This window comes from Achromobacter piechaudii NBRC 102461, assembly GCF_001571245.1.
GTDB lineage: Bacteria > Pseudomonadota > Gammaproteobacteria > Burkholderiales > Burkholderiaceae_B > Achromobacter > Achromobacter piechaudii.
This window is the reverse complement of record NZ_BCTK01000015.1, coordinates 212,067-226,924: the sequence shown is the minus strand read 5'-3', so window position 1 is coordinate 226,924 and position 14,858 is coordinate 212,067. Positions and strand designations below refer to the sequence as shown.

Here is a 14,858-nt window from a genome sequence, read left to right as displayed (position 1 = left end):
ATATTTCCTATGCCTACTAAAGACATCGTCATCAGCAATAAATTGGGTTTGCATGCGCGGGCCGCCGCCAAGCTGACGCAACTGGCCAGCAAGTTCTCAAGCGAAATCTTCATTTCGCGCGGCGCGCAACGAGTGAACGCCAAGAGCATCATGGGCGTCATGATGCTGGCGGCCGGGCTGGGCGTCACGGTCAAGCTGGAGGCTTCCGGCGGCGATGCCGAGCAGGCCCTTTCCGAAATCGAAACTCTGTTCGACAGCAAATTCGGTGAGCAGGAATAGAACAACCCCTGAATCCGCCAGCCTGGGCGTTGCCGAGGCTGGCCTGTCTTCGACCCTGAACAATGCCCACGACGGGGCTGGCGCTGCCAGTCCCGTCGTTTGCCTTTATGGCAAAGGGGTTGCCAAGGGATATGCCATCGGACGCGCGGTCGTCATGGGCGCCGCGGCGCTTGAAGTGGCGCACTATCGGATAGCGCCCGAGGACGTGCCGGCGGAAAGCAGCCGCCTGACCGAGGCGCTGGCCTCGGCCCAGCACGAGCTGCGCCTGTTGGCCGACACCTTGCCGGCTGACGCCCCGCGTGAGCTGGGCGCGATGCTGAACGTGCACAGCCTGCTGCTGGGTGATCCCCTTCTGGCCGAGCAGACGCTGGCTCTCATCGCCGAGCGTCACTACAACGCCGAGTGGGCCCTGACCACGCAAGGTCAGATGCTGGGACAGCAGTTCGACGCCATGGAAGACGAGTACCTGCGCGAGCGCGGGGCCGACGTACGCCAGGTCATCGAACGGGTGTTGCACGTGCTTGCCGGCACCTCCGCGATCCTGCCCGACATGTCTCACATGGGCGGCGACGATGCGCTGGTGGTGGTGGCGCACGATATCTCGCCCGCAGACATGCTGCGTCTGCGCGGCGGCCGCTTCGCCGCTTTCGTGACAGACCTGGGCGGCCCCACCTCCCATACCGCCATCGTGGCGCGCAGCATGGGCGTGCCGGCCGTGGTGGCCATGGGCAACGTGCGTGAGCTGGTGCGCGATGGTGACATGCTCATCATCGATGGCGCGGCCGGCGCCGTGGTGGTCAATCCGTCGGATCGCATCCTTCAGGAATACCGTCGCCGACAGGCCGTGTACGCCGACGAGCGCGCCGAATTGGGCCTGTTGCGCGATGAGCCTTCGGTCACGCTCGACGGCATCGACATCGTCCTGCACGCCAATATTGAATTGCCCGAAGAGGCTGCCTTGGCGCTGGCTTCGGGCGCGCATGGCATCGGCTTGTTCCGCAGCGAATTCCTGTTCATGGGCCGTCCCGACCTGCCTGGCGAGGAAGAGCAGTACGAAGCCTATTCCTCGGTGGTCAAGGTCATGGCGGGCAGGCCCGTCACGATCCGCACGCTGGACATCGGCTCGGACAAGACGCTGGACGGCGAAGCCACCGTGGCGACCAACCCCGCATTGGGCCAACGCGCCATCCGCTACTGCCTGGCGCGCCCCGAAATGTTCGCCACGCAGTTGCGCGCCATCTTGCGCGCGTCGGCGCACGGCCCGGTCCGGCTACTGATTCCCATGATTGCGCACATGCACGAAGTGGTGGCGACCAAGGCGGCAATCGAGTCCGCGCGCCGTGAGCTGGATGCGCGCGGGCAGGCCTACGCGCCGCACATGGAAGTGGGCGCCATGGTCGAGGTTCCCGCCATTGCCATCGCGATCGAGCCATTTGCACAGGCGCTGGATTTCCTGTCCATCGGCACCAACGACCTGATCCAGTACACGCTGGCCATCGACCGTGGCGACCACGACGTGGCGGCGCTGTACGACCCGCTGCATCCCGCCGTGCTGCGCTTGGTGGCCAACACCATCAACGCGGGCGAGCGCGCCGGCAAGCCGGTGGCTGTCTGCGGCGAAATGGCGGGCGATTCGCGCATGACGCGGCTGTTGCTGGGTCTGGGCCTGACCGAGTTTTCCATGCATCCGCAGCAACTGCTGGACGTCAAGCGCGAGGTTCGCCGCGCGCATTCGAACGCCTTGCGCATCAAGGTGGCCACGGCGCTCAATCGCGCACTGCCCGTCGATCTGGACGCGCTGGGACCGACTTGACCGCACCTTCGTTGATTCGGTCTGCCTGAATCGTCTTACGCCGAACGCCCCGAATCCGGGGCGTTTTTCTTGTCAGCTGGTTTCCCAATGAAAAACGGCGCCAGGGCAGGGCCCCGACGCCGTTCCTTGCAAGCCCCGCGCTGACGGCGCGAGGCTGCGATACCGCTTCTTAGCTGTGGTACGCCGATTCGCCGTGGCTGGTGACGTCCAGGCCTTCGCGCTCCTGGTCTTCCGGCACACGCAGGCCGCACAGGGCGTTGGCGATCTTGTAGGCAATCCATGCCACCACGCCGGACCAGACGATGGTGATCAGCACGCCTTCCAGCTGCACCCACAGTTGGTGGGCGATCATGCCAGGTTCGGCCAGGCCGGGGCCACCGAGAATCTGCGCATTGAACACGCCGGTCAGCAGGGCGCCGACGATACCGCCCACACCGTGCACGCCGAACACGTCCAGCGCGTCATCGGCACGCAGCAGACGCTTCAAGCCATTCACACCCCAGACGCAGACGACGCCGGCGATGACGCCGATGACCAGTGCGCCCACCGGGCCGACCAGGCCGGCTGCTGGGGTGATACCCACCAGGCCGGCAATCGCGCCGGACGCCGCGCCCAGCATCGACGGCTTACCCTTCACAGCCCATTCGGTGAACAACCAGGCCAGTACAGCGCCGGCGGTGGCGATCATGGTGTTGAAGAAGGCCAGCGTGGCGTTCTCGTTGGCAGCCAGGGCGGAACCCGCGTTGAAGCCGAACCAGCCCACCCACAGCAGGGCGGCACCCACGAAAGTCATGGGCAGGTTGTGCGGCTGCATCGCTTCGCGGCCGTAGCCCACGCGCTTGCCCACCACATAAGCACCGACCAGACCGGCCACGCCCGCATTGATGTGCACCACCGTGCCGCCGGCGAAGTCCAGCGCGCCCTTGGCGTTCAGCAGGCCGGGCGCCGTCTCGGACGCAAACCAGACCATGTGCGCAATCGGAATGTAGGCGAACGTGAACCAGATCACCGTGAACACCAGCACCGCCGAGAAGCGGGCGCGTTCGGCGAAGCTGCCCACGATCAGCGCGCAAGTGATGCCGGCGAACGTGGCCTGGAACGAGGCGAACAGCAGCTCGGTCAGGGTGTTCGACATGGCGTACTTGCCGTCAGCCGGCGTGAACATGCCAGAGAAGAAGGCGCGCGACAGGCCGCCGAAGAATGCGTTGCCTTCGGTGAAGGCAAGCGAATAACCGTAGATGAACCAGAGAACCAGGCCCAACACGAACGTGCACAACACTTGCAGCAACACAGACAGCACGTTCTTGCTGCGTACCAGGCCGCCATAGAACATCGCCAGACCGGGTACGGCCATCATCAATACGAGCAGGGTAGAGACGAGCAACCAGGAGATATCTGCTTTATCCATTTTCAGGCTCCAATGAGTCTTTCTTTATTTATTTACAGCGCAGCTTCGCCAGCTTCACCTGTGCGGATACGGATAACCTGTTCCAGCGGGGCGGCAAAGATCTTGCCGTCGCCGATCTTGCCGGTACGAGCGGCTTGCTCGATCGCTTCGATGACTTGGTCGACAAGGTGATCGGGCACGGCGGCTTCGACGCGCAGCTTGGGCAGAAAATCGACGGCGTATTCCGCGCCGCGATACAGCTCGGTATGGCCCTTTTGACGGCCAAAACCCTTTACTTCGGTGACAGTCAGTCCCTGGACGCCGATCCCGGATAGAGCCACCCGCACTTCGTCGAGCTTGAAGGGCTTGATGATGGCGATGATGAGTTTCATGGCATTTCCTCTCATGGTTGCACGTTGGCCTCGACTATCAAGCAATATCCATGCCATGTTTTGCAAGGCCGGTAACGCGGGCGGTGCGCGCGCATGTTGTGCCTGTTTGCACCAACATGGGGCGTTATGCACCACTTCTTCGCCTCAATGTGGTGCGACGTGCGCGCAGAAGGGGCGTGCAACCAAATATGTTTCAAAGCCGGTATTTGTAGCGAGTTGATGCTGCGGGCGTTGCCGTTTGTATTGGATTTTGCGTCCAGCCATACATGGGGCGCTACGGCCCGTGCGCCGCCAAGCGTTGCGACACAACGCTGCGCGCGGATCGACAATCCACAAGGGCTGCTTTTGGGCTGGGTTTCGCTGTCGCGAATCTGGCCTTCGCGTGATACCGGGGTTTACACGGAGCGGCTTGTTGGGAAGGGGCTGCTGAAGAAGAATCAAGACAGGTCATCCCGATGGATGAGCGTAGCTGCCCCGCTTTGCGGTGTCGGCGCCCCGGCTCTCCAGATAAAAAGCAAGAACGAAGAGGACACCATGAGGATCGATCGCAAGCTGATAAGTGCAGTCGCGCTGGCCGCTTCGGTAGGTGTCCTGGCCGGCTGCAAGAATGAAGAGAAGGTGGCTCCACCGGCCGCCTCTACGACTCCTGCTCCGACGTCACCCGCGGCGGCCGCACCAGCGGCCAGCCCGTCGGTCGCCAGCGCTTCGGCAACGTTGCCGGCCGAGTGCGAGGCGTATCTGACCAAGGTGAACGCGTGCATGGATAAATTAGGAAGCAGCAATCCGGCGGCGGTCAGCGTCAAGCAGCAGCTCGATGCGGCCAAGACGCAGTGGGCCGCTATTCCAGACAAGACGAATTTGGCCGCGCAGTGCAAGCAGTCAACTGATTTGTTTTCGCAATCGGCAAGCCAGATGGGTTGCCCGTAACGATGTTGGTAGGGGGTTGCCGCCATGGCAGCCCGGTTTTCTCCTGTGCTTTGGTGGGCGGTCACCGCATGCGGCCCGCCCTCTTTTTTTTGGCTTTCGGGTCCGCGGTCGGACTGCGCCGGCCAGCCAAAGCACTACACTTGAGGCGTCAAGAACATGAGAGGCCGCTATGAATAATCGCACCCAATGGATGGAAGACATCCAGAAAAATATCTCCGACCTGATCGCCCGCAGTCCGGCGGCGGATGTGGAACGCAACGTGCGCGCAATGATGACGCAGGCGTTCTCCAAACTGGATCTGGTCACGCGCGAAGAGTTCGACGTGCAAGCCGACCTGCTGGCCCGCACGCGTGCGCGTGTGGATCAACTGGCAGCGCAGGTGCAGCAGATGGAATCGCGTCTGTCCGCGCTGGACAAGTAACGCGGCGCTGGTCGACAGACCTGGCCTGAACCACAACGACCGCCTGACGCGGTCGTTGTGCTTTGGGGGTATGGGTGTCTGGATGCGCGACATAGTTGTCCCGGTCGGCGCGTCGCCCGTCTGCTGAATTGCCGATACTGGCAGTCTTCTTCAGGAGACTGTCTTGACGCTTGCTGTTCTTGCCAGCCGGGCCCTTAGCGGCCTGCATGCGCACGCCGTCCGGGTCGAGACCCATCTGGGCCCCGGGCTGCCCAGCTTCAATGTCGTGGGTCTTGCGGATACGGAGGTGCGCGAAAGCCGCGAACGCGTGCGCGCCGCGATATTGAACAGCGGATTTGATTTTCCGCCCGGGCGCATCACCGTCAATCTGTCGCCAGCGGACATTCCCAAGGAATCGGGGCGCTTTGACCTGCCCATCGCACTGGGTTTGCTGTTGGCCTCGGGGCAATTGGCCGCGCCGTCTGGCACCGAAGAGGCGGGCGAGCCACGTGCGACCGATCCGTCACTGGCTGATCTGGTGCTGGCGGGCGAGTTGTCGCTGACGGGCGCGTTGGTGCCCGTTGCGGCGCCCTTGGTCATTGCACTCAGCGTGGCCCGCGACACGCCCGGCGCCACGCTGATACTGCCGTCGGGCAGCGCGGAAGAGGCGGCGTGGGTGCCGGATCTGCGAGTGTTGTCGGCGCGTAGCCTTGCGGATGTGGCCGCGCACGCAGCGGGCGCGCATTTATTGCCCGATGCCGTTCCCAAGGCGTGGCCGCAAGCGCCGCCCGCGCCGTGCCTGTCGGACGTGCGAGGGCAGGCGGGCGCAAGGCGGGCATTGGAGGTGGCGGCGGCGGGTGGGCACAGCCTGCTGATGGTGGGGCCGCCGGGCGCGGGAAAAAGCATGCTTGCGGCGCGTTTGCCCGGCTTGCTGCCCCCGCTGGACCGGTCGCAGGCGCTGGAGGCGGCGGCCGTTGCGGCATTGGCGGGTTGCCCGCAGAGCTTGATGGGTCAGCCGCCGTTTCGGGCGCCGCACCACTCGGCGTCGGTGGCCGCGCTGGTCGGCGGCGGGAGCCGGCCGCGCCCGGGTGAAATCAGCCTGGCGCATAACGGGGTGCTGTTCCTGGATGAACTGCCGGAGTACAGCCGACGAACCCTTGAAGCCTTGCGCGAGCCGCTGGAGGCGGGCAGGGTGGTCATCTCCAGAGCCCTGCATGCCGCGCAGTTCCCGGCGCAGTTTCAGTTGGTCGCCGCGATGAACCCCTGTCCGTGCGGCTGGCGTGGGCATCCCGGACGGGCTTGCGGATGTACGCCGGACCAAGTCGCGCGCTATGTGGGAAAAATATCGGGGCCACTACTGGACCGGATCGACCTGCACGTGGCGCTGCCGCCGTCCGATCCGGAAGCGATGGCGGGTCCCTCGGGGGAGGCCTCCTGTCTGGTGCGGGAACGGGTACGGCAAAGTCGCCAGCGCCAGATCGAACGCCAGGGCAAGCTGAACGCTTTATTGAGCGGCCCCGAACTCGATCAGTACTGCGTGATGCAGGCCAATGCACAGGCGCTGCTGTTTCAGGCGATGCGCCGCCTGTCCGGGTCTGGGCGGGCCTTGCACCGGGCGTTGCGGGTAGCCCGCAGCATCGCTGACCTGGGTGGGGCAGACCTGATTGACGCCAGCCATGTGGCGCAAGCGGTTCAATACCGCCGGCCGGGTTTGTAGGGTTGCTTCGAACCCTGCCGGGCGTCCGACTCGGGTTTTTCCGCATTCCGGCTCGACAAGGGGCCAGAAATCACCATATAATCAAAGGCTTTCCCGGATCTGGGTCGCTTTTTTCCTGGTTCGGGGGAAGATGCCGGTTGCGCCCGGGCCATAACTTATGGCCTTAAGCGACGCTGGTAGAAAGAACGGGGGCTTGAAAAACGGGGGCTTGGCGCAGGCGGCAGTGTAGGGTTGGACGATAGTCCGGCACGATAGTGCGGCAGCGAGCAAATCCCCAGCAAGGCCTCAAGCAGTACCCCAGTGCAATACCCAAGAAGTGGCAACAGGTTTACAAGTTTTGCGTGGTGTCGGTACCAGCCCTTGGGCTGCCAGCCACCCGCGTCAAGCACCTGGCGTCATGTCAAATCAACTACGAGTTAAGTTTAGGGAATCATCATGCCCAAGATGAAAACCAAGAAAAGCGCCTCCAAGCGCTTTAAGGTTCGCGGCAGCGGCTCCATCAAGCGCGGTCAGGCGTTCAAGCGCCACATTCTGACCAAGAAGACCACCAAGGCCAAGCGTCAATTGCGCGGCTCGACGGCGGTTCATGAATCCAACGTGGCCTCCGTCAAGGCCATGATGCCTTTCGCTTGATAAGGGAGATCTAATATGCCTCGCGTCAAACGCGGCGTAACTGCCCGCGCACGTCACAAAAAAGTCATTGCCGCCGCCAAGGGTTACCGTGGCCGCCGCGGTAATGTGTTCCGTATTGCCAAGCAAGCAGTCATGCGCGCTGGCCAATACGCCTACCGCGACCGTCGTAACAAGAAGCGCACGTTCCGTGCTTTGTGGATCACGCGTATCAACGCTGCTGTCCGCGAACATGGCGTCAGCTACAGCGTGTTCATCGCTGGTCTGAAGAAGGCTTCGATCGAACTCGACCGTAAGGTCCTGGCCGATCTGGCCGTGCGCGACAAGGCCGGCTTTGCCGCCATCGTGCAGCAAGCCAAGGCTGCCTTGGCTGCCTGATCGCGCGCTTTAACTCATCGCGCATCGCTGCAAACGGGGCTGTAATAGCCCCGTTTGCGTTTTGAAGGCTGGATTTCATGACTCTATTGGTTGACGACCTGGTCTCCCAGGCGCAAGAACGGTTCGCCGCGGCTACGGATGCCGCCGCGCTTGAGAACGCAAAGGCTCGATTCCTGGGTAAGGAAGGCGCACTGACGGTGCTGCTCAAAGGCCTGGGCAAACTCGATCCCGAGCAAAAGCGCGAGATGGGCGCCCGGATCAATCAGGCCAAGCAACAAGTCGAAGAGCTCCTGAATTCGCGCCGCGCCGCATTGGCGCAGGCGGAACTGGACGCCCGACTGGCCTCCGAAACCATTGACGTCACCCTGCCTGGCCGCGGTCGCGCGCCGGGAGGCATCCATCCGGTGATCCGGACCTGGGAACGCGTGGAAGCCATCTTCCGTTCCATAGGCTTCGATGTGGCCGATGGCCCCGAAGTGGAAAACGACTGGACCAATTTCACCGCTTTGAACAACCCGCTGGACCATCCGGCGCGTTCCATGCAGGACACGTTCTACGTCGACATGAACGACGCCGACGGCCTGCCGCTGCTGCTGCGCACGCACACCAGCCCCATGCAGGTGCGTTACGCCCGCATGCACAAGCCGCCCATCAAGGTCATCGCGCCGGGGCGCACCTATCGCGTCGACAGCGACGCCACGCACTCGCCCATGTTCCACCAAGTGGAAGGGCTCTGGATCGCCGAGGACATCTCGTTCGCAGATCTGAAAGGCGTGTACACCGATTTCCTGCGTTGCTTCTTTGAAAGCGATGATCTCGTCGTGCGCTTCCGTCCGTCGTTCTTCCCGTTCACGGAACCGTCTGCCGAAATCGACATGATGTTCACCTCGGGCCCCAACCGTGGCCGCTGGCTGGAAATTTCCGGCTCGGGTCAGGTGCACCCCGAAGTGGTGCGCAACTTTGGCCTGGATCCCGAGCGCTACATCGGCTTTGCCTTTGGTTCCGGACTCGAGCGTCTGACGATGTTGCGCTACGGCGTCAACGACCTGCGCCAGTTCTACGAAGGCGATTTGCGCTTCTTGCGCCAGTTCAACGAATAACAGACGGCTGATCATGCAATTTCCCGAATCCTGGCTGCGTACGCTGGTCAACCCACCGATCGCAACCGATGAACTCGCGCACCGGCTCACCATGGCCGGCCTGGAAGTCGAAGACACCGCGCCCGCCGCACCGGCCTTCACCGGCGTGGTCGTGGCCCACATCGTCGATATCGCTCCGCATCCCGACGCCGACAAGCTGCGCGTCTGCCAAGTGGACGACGGCTCCGGCGAGCGCCTGCAAATCGTCTGCGGCGCGCCCAATGCGGCTGCCGGCCTGAAGGTGCCGCTGGCCCGCGTGGGCGCGGAACTGCCCGGCGGCATGAAGATCGGCGTGGCGAAGATGCGCGGCGTGCAATCGTCGGGCATGCTGTGCTCGGCACGCGAGCTGGGCTTGTCGCAAGACCACGCCGGCCTGCTGGAGCTGCCCGCCGACATGGTGCCTGGCCAGTCCATCCGCGAAGCGCTGGACCTGGACGACACGCTCTTCACGCTCAAGCTCACGCCCAACCGCGCCGACTGCCTGTCGATTCTCGGCGTGGCGCGCGAAGTGGCTGCGCTGACCGGCGCTCCGCTGTCCGTGCCGACCGCCGTGGCGGTCCCCGTGACGCTGGACGAGCGCCTGCCCGTCAAGATCGAAGCGCCGGAACTTTGCGGCCGTTTCGCCGGACGCGTCATTCGTGGTGTGAACGCTCGCGCCGCCACGCCCGAATGGATGAAGACGCGTCTTGAGCGCGCTGGCCAGCGTTCGTTGTCGGCGCTGATCGACATCTCGAACTACGTCATGCTTGAACTTGGCCGGCCGTCGCACGTGTTCGACCTGGACAAGATCGGCGGCGACATTTCCGTGCGTTGGGCCCGCGAAGGCGAGACGCTGGAACTGTTGAATGGCCAGACCGTCGCGCTGGATCCGAAGGTGGGTGTGGTCGTGGCCGGTGAGCAGGTCGAAAGCCTGGCCGGCATCATGGGCGGCGAAGCCACGTCCGTGACGCTGGACACGCAGAACATCTATCTGGAAGCCGCTTTCTGGTGGCCGCAGGCCATCGCCGGCCGCGCGCGTCGCTACAAGTTCAGCTCGGAAGCCAGCCATCGCTTCGAGCGTGGCGTGGACTACGCCAGCATTCCCGAACACATTGAATTCATCACGCGCCTGATCGTCGACATCTGCGGTGGCCAGGTCGGCCCGGTGGACGATCAAGTCGTCAACCTGCCGACGCGCGCTCCGGTGCGCATGCGTCTGGCGCGCTGCCATCGCGTGCTGGGCGTGCCCGTCACGCAAGAGCAGGTCGCCAAGATTTTCGCCAGCCTGGGTCTGGAATTCACGGTCGAAGGCGATGACTTCATCGTCATCCCGCCGTCGTACCGATTCGATCTTGAGATCGAAGAAGACCTGATCGAGGAAGTGGCGCGCATCTATGGCTTCGAAAGCATTCCCGATGTGCCGCCGATGGCGCGCGCCAAGATGTTCTCGCAGCCTGAAGTGCATCGCGGCGCGCACGCGCTGCGTCGCCTGACCGCCGCGCAGGACTATCAGGAAGTCGTGAACTACAGCTTCGTCGAAGCCGATTGGGAACGCGACTACGCAGGCAACGATACGCCGGTGCGCCTGGTCAATCCGATCGCAAGCCATTTGTCGGTCATGCGTTCCAGCCTGATCGGTGGCCTGATCGCCAACATCCGCCACAACGCCAACCGCAAGCAGTCGCGCGTTCGCGTGTTCGAACTGGGTCGCGTCTTCATGCGCGACGCCAGTGCGCAAGATGGTCCGCTGGAAGTCGCGGGCGTGCGTCAACCGATGCGTCTGTCGGGCGCCGCGTGGGGCCCGGCCGTTGAAGAGCAGTGGGGCATCGCCACGCGCCAAGTCGATTTCTTCGACGTGAAGATGGACGTCGAGGCGCTGTTCGGCGCACGCGGCCGTCGCTTGCGTTTCGAAGCCGCCGCACATCCCGCGCTGCATCCGGGCCGCAGCGCCCGCATCGAACTGGACGGCAAGCAAGTGGGCTGGATCGGCGAACTGCACCCGCGTTGGGCGCAGCAGGCAGATCTGGCGCACGCGCCTGTCGTGTTCGAACTGGACGTGCAAGCCTTGTCCGAAGGCGAGCTGCCGCAAGTGCGCGAGCTCTCGCGTCAGCCCGTCGTGGTGCGCGATCTGGCGTTGTGGGTGGATGCCGGCGTGTCGACGCAATCGATGCTGGACACGGTGTTCGCGGCGGTCAAGGCCGATGCGCAATTGGCCGTCGTGCAGGACGCGCGCGTGTTTGACGTGTGGCGCGAGAAGGCCCATGGCAGCGAGCCCGTCACCGAGAAAAGCCTTGCTTTCCGTTTCTGGCTACAGGACACTGAGGTCACCCTGGACGAAGCCCGTGTGGCGGATTGCCTGTCCCGCATCAAGGATGCATTGGTCAGTGCCCACGGCGCGCGCCAGCGTACATGAACCATGGGGAACAGTATGCTTGCTGCCGAGCCGCGCACCTTGACCAAGGCTGAGCTGGCCGAACTGCTCTTCGAGCGGGTAGGCCTGAACAAACGCGAAGCCAAGGACATTGTCGATACCTTCTTCGAAGAAATCCGCGACGCCTTGGCGCGCGGAGATTCCGTGAAGCTCTCGGGTTTCGGCAATTTCCAGGTGCGCGACAAACCCCCGCGTCCTGGCCGCAATCCTAAAACCGGCGAGACCATTCCCATCGCCGCACGCCGCGTGGTCACGTTCCACGCGAGTCAGAAACTCAAGAGCGTGGTGGAGCAGGCAACCCCTGCTGCACCCGACGCCGCGGAGTGATACGCTTTGTCGGTAATTGTTATCGGCACCCGGCTTACTCGCGGCATAAAATTCGCTTATGACACGTACTGAACCCACCGTTACCCTGCCGCCCATTCCCGCCAAGCGTTACTTCACCATCGGTGAAGTCAGCGAGCTGTGTGGCGTCAAGCCTCACGTCCTGCGGTACTGGGAACAGGAATTCACCCAGCTCAAGCCGGTCAAGCGGCGCGGCAACCGCCGCTACTATCAACATCACGAAGTGCTGTTGATCCGCCGCATCCGCTCCTTGCTGTACGAACAAGGCTTCACCATCAGCGGTGCTCGCAATCGCCTCGGCGACGCGCGCGACATGCCGCATGATCAAGACGCAGCGGTCCGCTTGTCGGGCGCTGAAATGCAAGGCTTGCGCAACGAACTCTCCAGCGTCTCGACGATGCTGGCCGATGCGTTGGGTCTGCCTGCAAACGTGGCTGCCAGCGCAAGCAACGGCAACGTCAGCAGCACCGTGGCGTAAGCCAGTTGATGCCATTGGCATCAACGATCATTCTGTAGAAATCGGTATCCGCCGCGCGCGTCGCTGACCGCTACGCGCGCGGCAAGAAGCAGTTCCCTGCGCTTCGTGCGTCGTCTTGCATGTGGTTGATGCAAGCGACGAACATGAAGCGCAAATTTTTTGAGTATTCAGTGCATTTTTTTGCACCAATGCGTGCAAACTTATTTTTGTTCTGCTATACTCTTTTTCTTTCGGGGCGTAGCGCAGCCTGGTAGCGCACTTGCATGGGGTGCAAGGGGTCGCGAGTTCGAATCCCGCCGTCCCGACCAGCAATACCCTAGGGGGTTAGTGATGAAAATCACTAACCCCCTTTCTCATTGGTGCGCCGGATTTTCTGCCGAATCGTTAGACGCATCGCGCGGTTTTACTTTCACAACGTGACCACCAAACACCACGCTGAGTGATTCTTCAGCCGTGCGGACAAACGTTACGTCGGCGCGAGGTTGCGCAAGCGTTGTGGCGGCATGCAGCATCGTCGACGCGATACCGATGATCGGGAGCGACGCCAACATGCTGTGGTGCAGCGTGGCGCCAGGGTTCGACGGCCGGTCCAATATGCGACTCGTCAAACCGTCCCTCTCCAGCAATGCCAGCGCCCGCCGCAACGTACCCTGCATGTCTTCCACGTTTTCAAGATAGAAATCACGCCGTTCCGAAAGCAGTTGCGCGAACTGCGCGTCGCTGGTCTTGTTCATGTAGTACGTGCGGGCAAAGGTCACGGCGGCTTTCCCTTTCAGACGATGCGATCACGGCGTCTCGCTTGCGAGTCGTTGATCTCTGGCGTTCACTACCTTATCCGAAACGTCCGGGTCGGCGCCAATCCTCGTCATCTTCTTTAGCAACAGGCTGGTATAACGTAGCGTCCTGATTCTGTCTGCATAGGTATCCCCGTGGCCAACAAAATTGCCGGAAGCCGTCTTGTCGGCATGACCTGCACCGCTATCCGCCAACACGCCCGCAAGATGGTGGCATCGGCGCCGTGGTCCTTGTGCCTGTTTATTCTGACGTTGCCGTTTGCCTTCCTGGCGTTCAAGTCCGTTGGCACGATCCAGTACGTGTTCCTGATGCTGGCCCTGGTCAATCTACTTGCGCTGGCGCGCATGACCTTTGCATGGACCGGCGTGATCGCCGAGGCTGATCCGACCGGTAAGCAGCCCGTGCGGACGGGCAATGCCGAAGCGAGGCACCTGGCGCTTGTGATGCTGTTTGTTGTCGTGGCGGGCGCGCTGTTGCGCGCCTCCGCTGATATTCCGCTGCTGTTGTACTTCGCGATGAACGGCGTCGGCGATTCCAAATTCTTTGCCATTCTGTTCACGGTGCTTGGTTTGCTGTGGATACCGACGGCATACGCAGGCGCGCTGTGCTTGCCAAGCTTGGCGCGAGCTGCATCGGTGGGCGAATACGGGTTCGGCGCGATGCGCCGCGCCATGCGGTTCAGGCGTTGGCCGCTGGCGGTGGCGTTGTTCGCGCTGATCGTATTCGCAGGGTTTACCAAGACGATGGTTGCCGAGGTGGCGCGCCGCATGACGTGGTCCGGCGTGGCGTATGGTTTGACGGGCGCGCTGATATGCGTCGCCTTGATCGTGATCGTCACCGTGATGGCCGCCATTGCCTATCGTGAGTCCTCGCGCCACAACGCGGGATCAGGTGGCGACGCTGCCGTCGTGGGGTGAGTCAATGCGCAAACCGCACTACGTCGCCAGTGGCCGTGCATCGCTCTTTGTCGAGACGATGGGTAGCGGCGATCCGGTCGTGTTCTTGCATGCGGCCATCTGCGATCGCACGATGTGGAGCGCGCAGATGGCGGCCGTCGCCGTCACGAATACCGCTATCGCTTATGACCGTCGGGGGCATGGGAATACACGTGCCGACGTCGAGCATTATTCAGCGGTGGCGGACCTGATTGCGGTGCTCGATGCCTTGGCTGATGGCAAGCGGGTGATATTGGTCGGGTGCTCGCAAGGGGCCCGCGTCGCGCTGGATGCGACCTTGCTGCATCCTTCGCGTGTAAGCGGGCTGGTGTTGATTGCGCCCACGGTGCCGGGTGCAGGCGCGCCGGATTATTCGCCTGCGATTGGCGCACTGATGGCGCAACTGCAAGAGGCAGAGATGCAAGGTCAACAAGACCGCATCAACGACTTGAAGGCGCGATTGTTTCTGGATGGGCCCGGCGCGGCGGCAGGGCGGGTTTCGGGCCTTGCGCGCCAGCAGTTTCTGAAGATGAATGGCGCGATATTGCGCTCGCCTTATGGCGGGACCAGCACCGATGACCTGGCTACGTTCCAGCGTCTGGGTGAGATTCAAGTTCCGGCGCTGGTGATGTGGGGCGCCTACGATTTTCCACACATCCAGGCGCGCAGCCGCCAGGTTGCGACGTTGCTTGCCGATGGCATCGGTGAAGAATTGGCCGGCACCGCCCACTTGCCAAGCCTGGACAATCCGGCCGAATTGGCGGCGCGCCTGATCGCTTTCATCGCGCGCGTCGGCGCTGGAAAATAATGCCCGCCCGGGTTGGGCGGGCATT

16 protein-coding genes and 1 tRNA gene are annotated in these 14,858 nt (G+C 62.9%); 14 read left to right on the top strand and 3 right to left on the bottom strand.

The window, feature by feature from the left end; genetic code table 11:
* Positions 1-9: 9 nt before the first annotated feature.
* Both API01S_RS27370 and ptsP read left to right on the top strand, forming a co-directional pair.
* Complete coding sequence (locus API01S_RS27370; protein WP_006218730.1) at positions 10-279, top strand: HPr family phosphocarrier protein; 270 nt, start codon at positions 10-12, stop codon at positions 277-279.
* Positions 280-334: 55 nt separating this feature from the next.
* Positions 335-2,092 carry a phosphoenolpyruvate--protein phosphotransferase gene (gene ptsP, locus API01S_RS27365; RefSeq protein WP_081451601.1) on the top strand — a complete coding sequence of 586 codons (1,758 nt, stop codon included), beginning with the start codon at positions 335-337 and terminating at the stop codon, positions 2,090-2,092.
* Positions 2,093-2,261: 169 nt separating this feature from the next.
* On the opposite strand, the gene amt is transcribed toward ptsP, so the two are convergent.
* Positions 2,262-3,500, bottom strand: a complete 1,239-nt coding sequence (gene amt / locus API01S_RS27360) for an ammonium transporter (protein ID WP_050729222.1) — start codon at positions 3,498-3,500, stop codon at positions 2,262-2,264.
* Positions 3,501-3,532: 32 nt separating this feature from the next.
* A complete protein-coding gene (locus tag API01S_RS27355) occupies positions 3,533-3,871 on the bottom strand; it encodes a P-II family nitrogen regulator (protein ID WP_006218735.1) in 339 nt (112 codons plus the stop codon).
* 93 nt (positions 3,872-3,964) lie between these two features.
* Here API01S_RS27355 and API01S_RS29580 point away from each other — a divergent pair, with 93 nt between their 5' ends.
* From API01S_RS29580 to API01S_RS27305, 10 genes are all read left to right on the top strand, one after another.
* Positions 3,965-4,798 (top strand): DUF5339 domain-containing protein, encoded by an 834-nt coding sequence (locus tag API01S_RS29580; RefSeq protein WP_254598584.1) that lies wholly within the window; start codon positions 3,965-3,967, stop codon positions 4,796-4,798.
* A 169-nt stretch (positions 4,799-4,967) separates the two neighbouring features.
* Positions 4,968-5,219 (top strand): accessory factor UbiK family protein, encoded by a 252-nt coding sequence (locus API01S_RS27345; protein ID WP_006218738.1) that lies wholly within the window; start codon positions 4,968-4,970, stop codon positions 5,217-5,219.
* 163 nt (positions 5,220-5,382) lie between these two features.
* Positions 5,383-6,915 (top strand): YifB family Mg chelatase-like AAA ATPase, encoded by a 1,533-nt coding sequence (locus API01S_RS27340; RefSeq protein WP_061306620.1) that lies wholly within the window; start codon positions 5,383-5,385, stop codon positions 6,913-6,915.
* Positions 6,916-7,350: 435 nt separating this feature from the next.
* Positions 7,351-7,548: a 50S ribosomal protein L35 gene (gene rpmI, locus API01S_RS27335; protein WP_006218740.1), complete on the top strand. Its 198-nt coding sequence runs from the start codon at positions 7,351-7,353 to the stop codon at positions 7,546-7,548.
* 15 nt (positions 7,549-7,563) lie between these two features.
* Positions 7,564-7,923, top strand: a complete 360-nt coding sequence (gene rplT / locus API01S_RS27330) for a 50S ribosomal protein L20 (protein WP_006218741.1) — start codon at positions 7,564-7,566, stop codon at positions 7,921-7,923.
* A gap of 77 nt (positions 7,924-8,000) precedes the next feature.
* Positions 8,001-9,023 carry a phenylalanine--tRNA ligase subunit alpha gene (pheS, locus tag API01S_RS27325; RefSeq protein WP_006218742.1) on the top strand — a complete coding sequence of 341 codons (1,023 nt, stop codon included), beginning with the start codon at positions 8,001-8,003 and terminating at the stop codon, positions 9,021-9,023.
* Between the two features lie 13 nt (positions 9,024-9,036).
* Entirely contained in the window at positions 9,037-11,454 is a 2,418-nt protein-coding gene (gene pheT, locus API01S_RS27320) for a phenylalanine--tRNA ligase subunit beta (protein WP_050729220.1), read from the top strand.
* 3 nt (positions 11,455-11,457) lie between these two features.
* Positions 11,458-11,799: an integration host factor subunit alpha gene (locus API01S_RS27315; RefSeq protein WP_006218744.1), complete on the top strand. Its 342-nt coding sequence runs from the start codon at positions 11,458-11,460 to the stop codon at positions 11,797-11,799.
* 58 nt (positions 11,800-11,857) lie between these two features.
* Positions 11,858-12,295, top strand: coding sequence for a MerR family transcriptional regulator (locus tag API01S_RS27310; RefSeq protein WP_006218745.1), 438 nt, complete (start codon positions 11,858-11,860; stop codon positions 12,293-12,295).
* A gap of 231 nt (positions 12,296-12,526) precedes the next feature.
* Positions 12,527-12,603, top strand: a tRNA-Pro gene (locus API01S_RS27305).
* A gap of 45 nt (positions 12,604-12,648) precedes the next feature.
* Here API01S_RS27305 and API01S_RS27300 read toward each other — a convergent pair.
* On the bottom strand, positions 12,649-13,053 hold the full coding sequence (locus tag API01S_RS27300) for a hypothetical protein (protein ID WP_050729219.1): 405 nt from the start codon (positions 13,051-13,053) through the stop codon (positions 12,649-12,651).
* Between the two features lie 207 nt (positions 13,054-13,260).
* On the opposite strand from API01S_RS27300, the gene API01S_RS27295 reads away from it, so the two are divergent.
* Positions 13,261-14,007 (top strand): hypothetical protein, encoded by a 747-nt coding sequence (locus API01S_RS27295; protein ID WP_050729218.1) that lies wholly within the window; start codon positions 13,261-13,263, stop codon positions 14,005-14,007.
* Positions 13,982-14,833 carry an alpha/beta fold hydrolase gene (locus tag API01S_RS27290; RefSeq protein WP_231689396.1) on the top strand — a complete coding sequence of 284 codons (852 nt, stop codon included), beginning with the start codon at positions 13,982-13,984 and terminating at the stop codon, positions 14,831-14,833. Before API01S_RS27295 ends, API01S_RS27290 begins: the two co-directional genes overlap by 26 nt.
* Positions 14,834-14,858 lie beyond the last annotated feature (25 nt).

Bases quoted from the DNA above. Each gene is read 5' to 3' on its own strand.
- rpmI (WP_006218740.1), top strand. From the start codon at position 7,351: ATGCCCAAGATGAAAACCAAGAAAAGCGCCTCCAAGCGCTTTAAGGTT.
- API01S_RS27310 (WP_006218745.1), top strand. From the start codon at position 11,858: ATGACACGTACTGAACCCACCGTTACCCTGCCGCCCATTCCCGCCAAG.
- amt (WP_050729222.1), bottom strand. From the start codon at position 3,500: ATGGATAAAGCAGATATCTCCTGGTTGCTCGTCTCTACCCTGCTCGTA.
- API01S_RS27315 (WP_006218744.1), top strand. From the start codon at position 11,458: ATGGGGAACAGTATGCTTGCTGCCGAGCCGCGCACCTTGACCAAGGCT.
- API01S_RS27355 (WP_006218735.1), bottom strand. From the start codon at position 3,871: ATGAAACTCATCATCGCCATCATCAAGCCCTTCAAGCTCGACGAAGTG.
- rplT (WP_006218741.1), top strand. From the start codon at position 7,564: ATGCCTCGCGTCAAACGCGGCGTAACTGCCCGCGCACGTCACAAAAAA.
- API01S_RS27345 (WP_006218738.1), top strand. From the start codon at position 4,968: ATGAATAATCGCACCCAATGGATGGAAGACATCCAGAAAAATATCTCC.
- pheT (WP_050729220.1), top strand. From the start codon at position 9,037: ATGCAATTTCCCGAATCCTGGCTGCGTACGCTGGTCAACCCACCGATC.
- pheS (WP_006218742.1), top strand. From the start codon at position 8,001: ATGACTCTATTGGTTGACGACCTGGTCTCCCAGGCGCAAGAACGGTTC.
- API01S_RS27295 (WP_050729218.1), top strand. From the start codon at position 13,261: ATGACCTGCACCGCTATCCGCCAACACGCCCGCAAGATGGTGGCATCG.
- API01S_RS29580 (WP_254598584.1), top strand. From the start codon at position 3,965: ATGTTGTGCCTGTTTGCACCAACATGGGGCGTTATGCACCACTTCTTC.
- API01S_RS27370 (WP_006218730.1), top strand. From the start codon at position 10: ATGCCTACTAAAGACATCGTCATCAGCAATAAATTGGGTTTGCATGCG.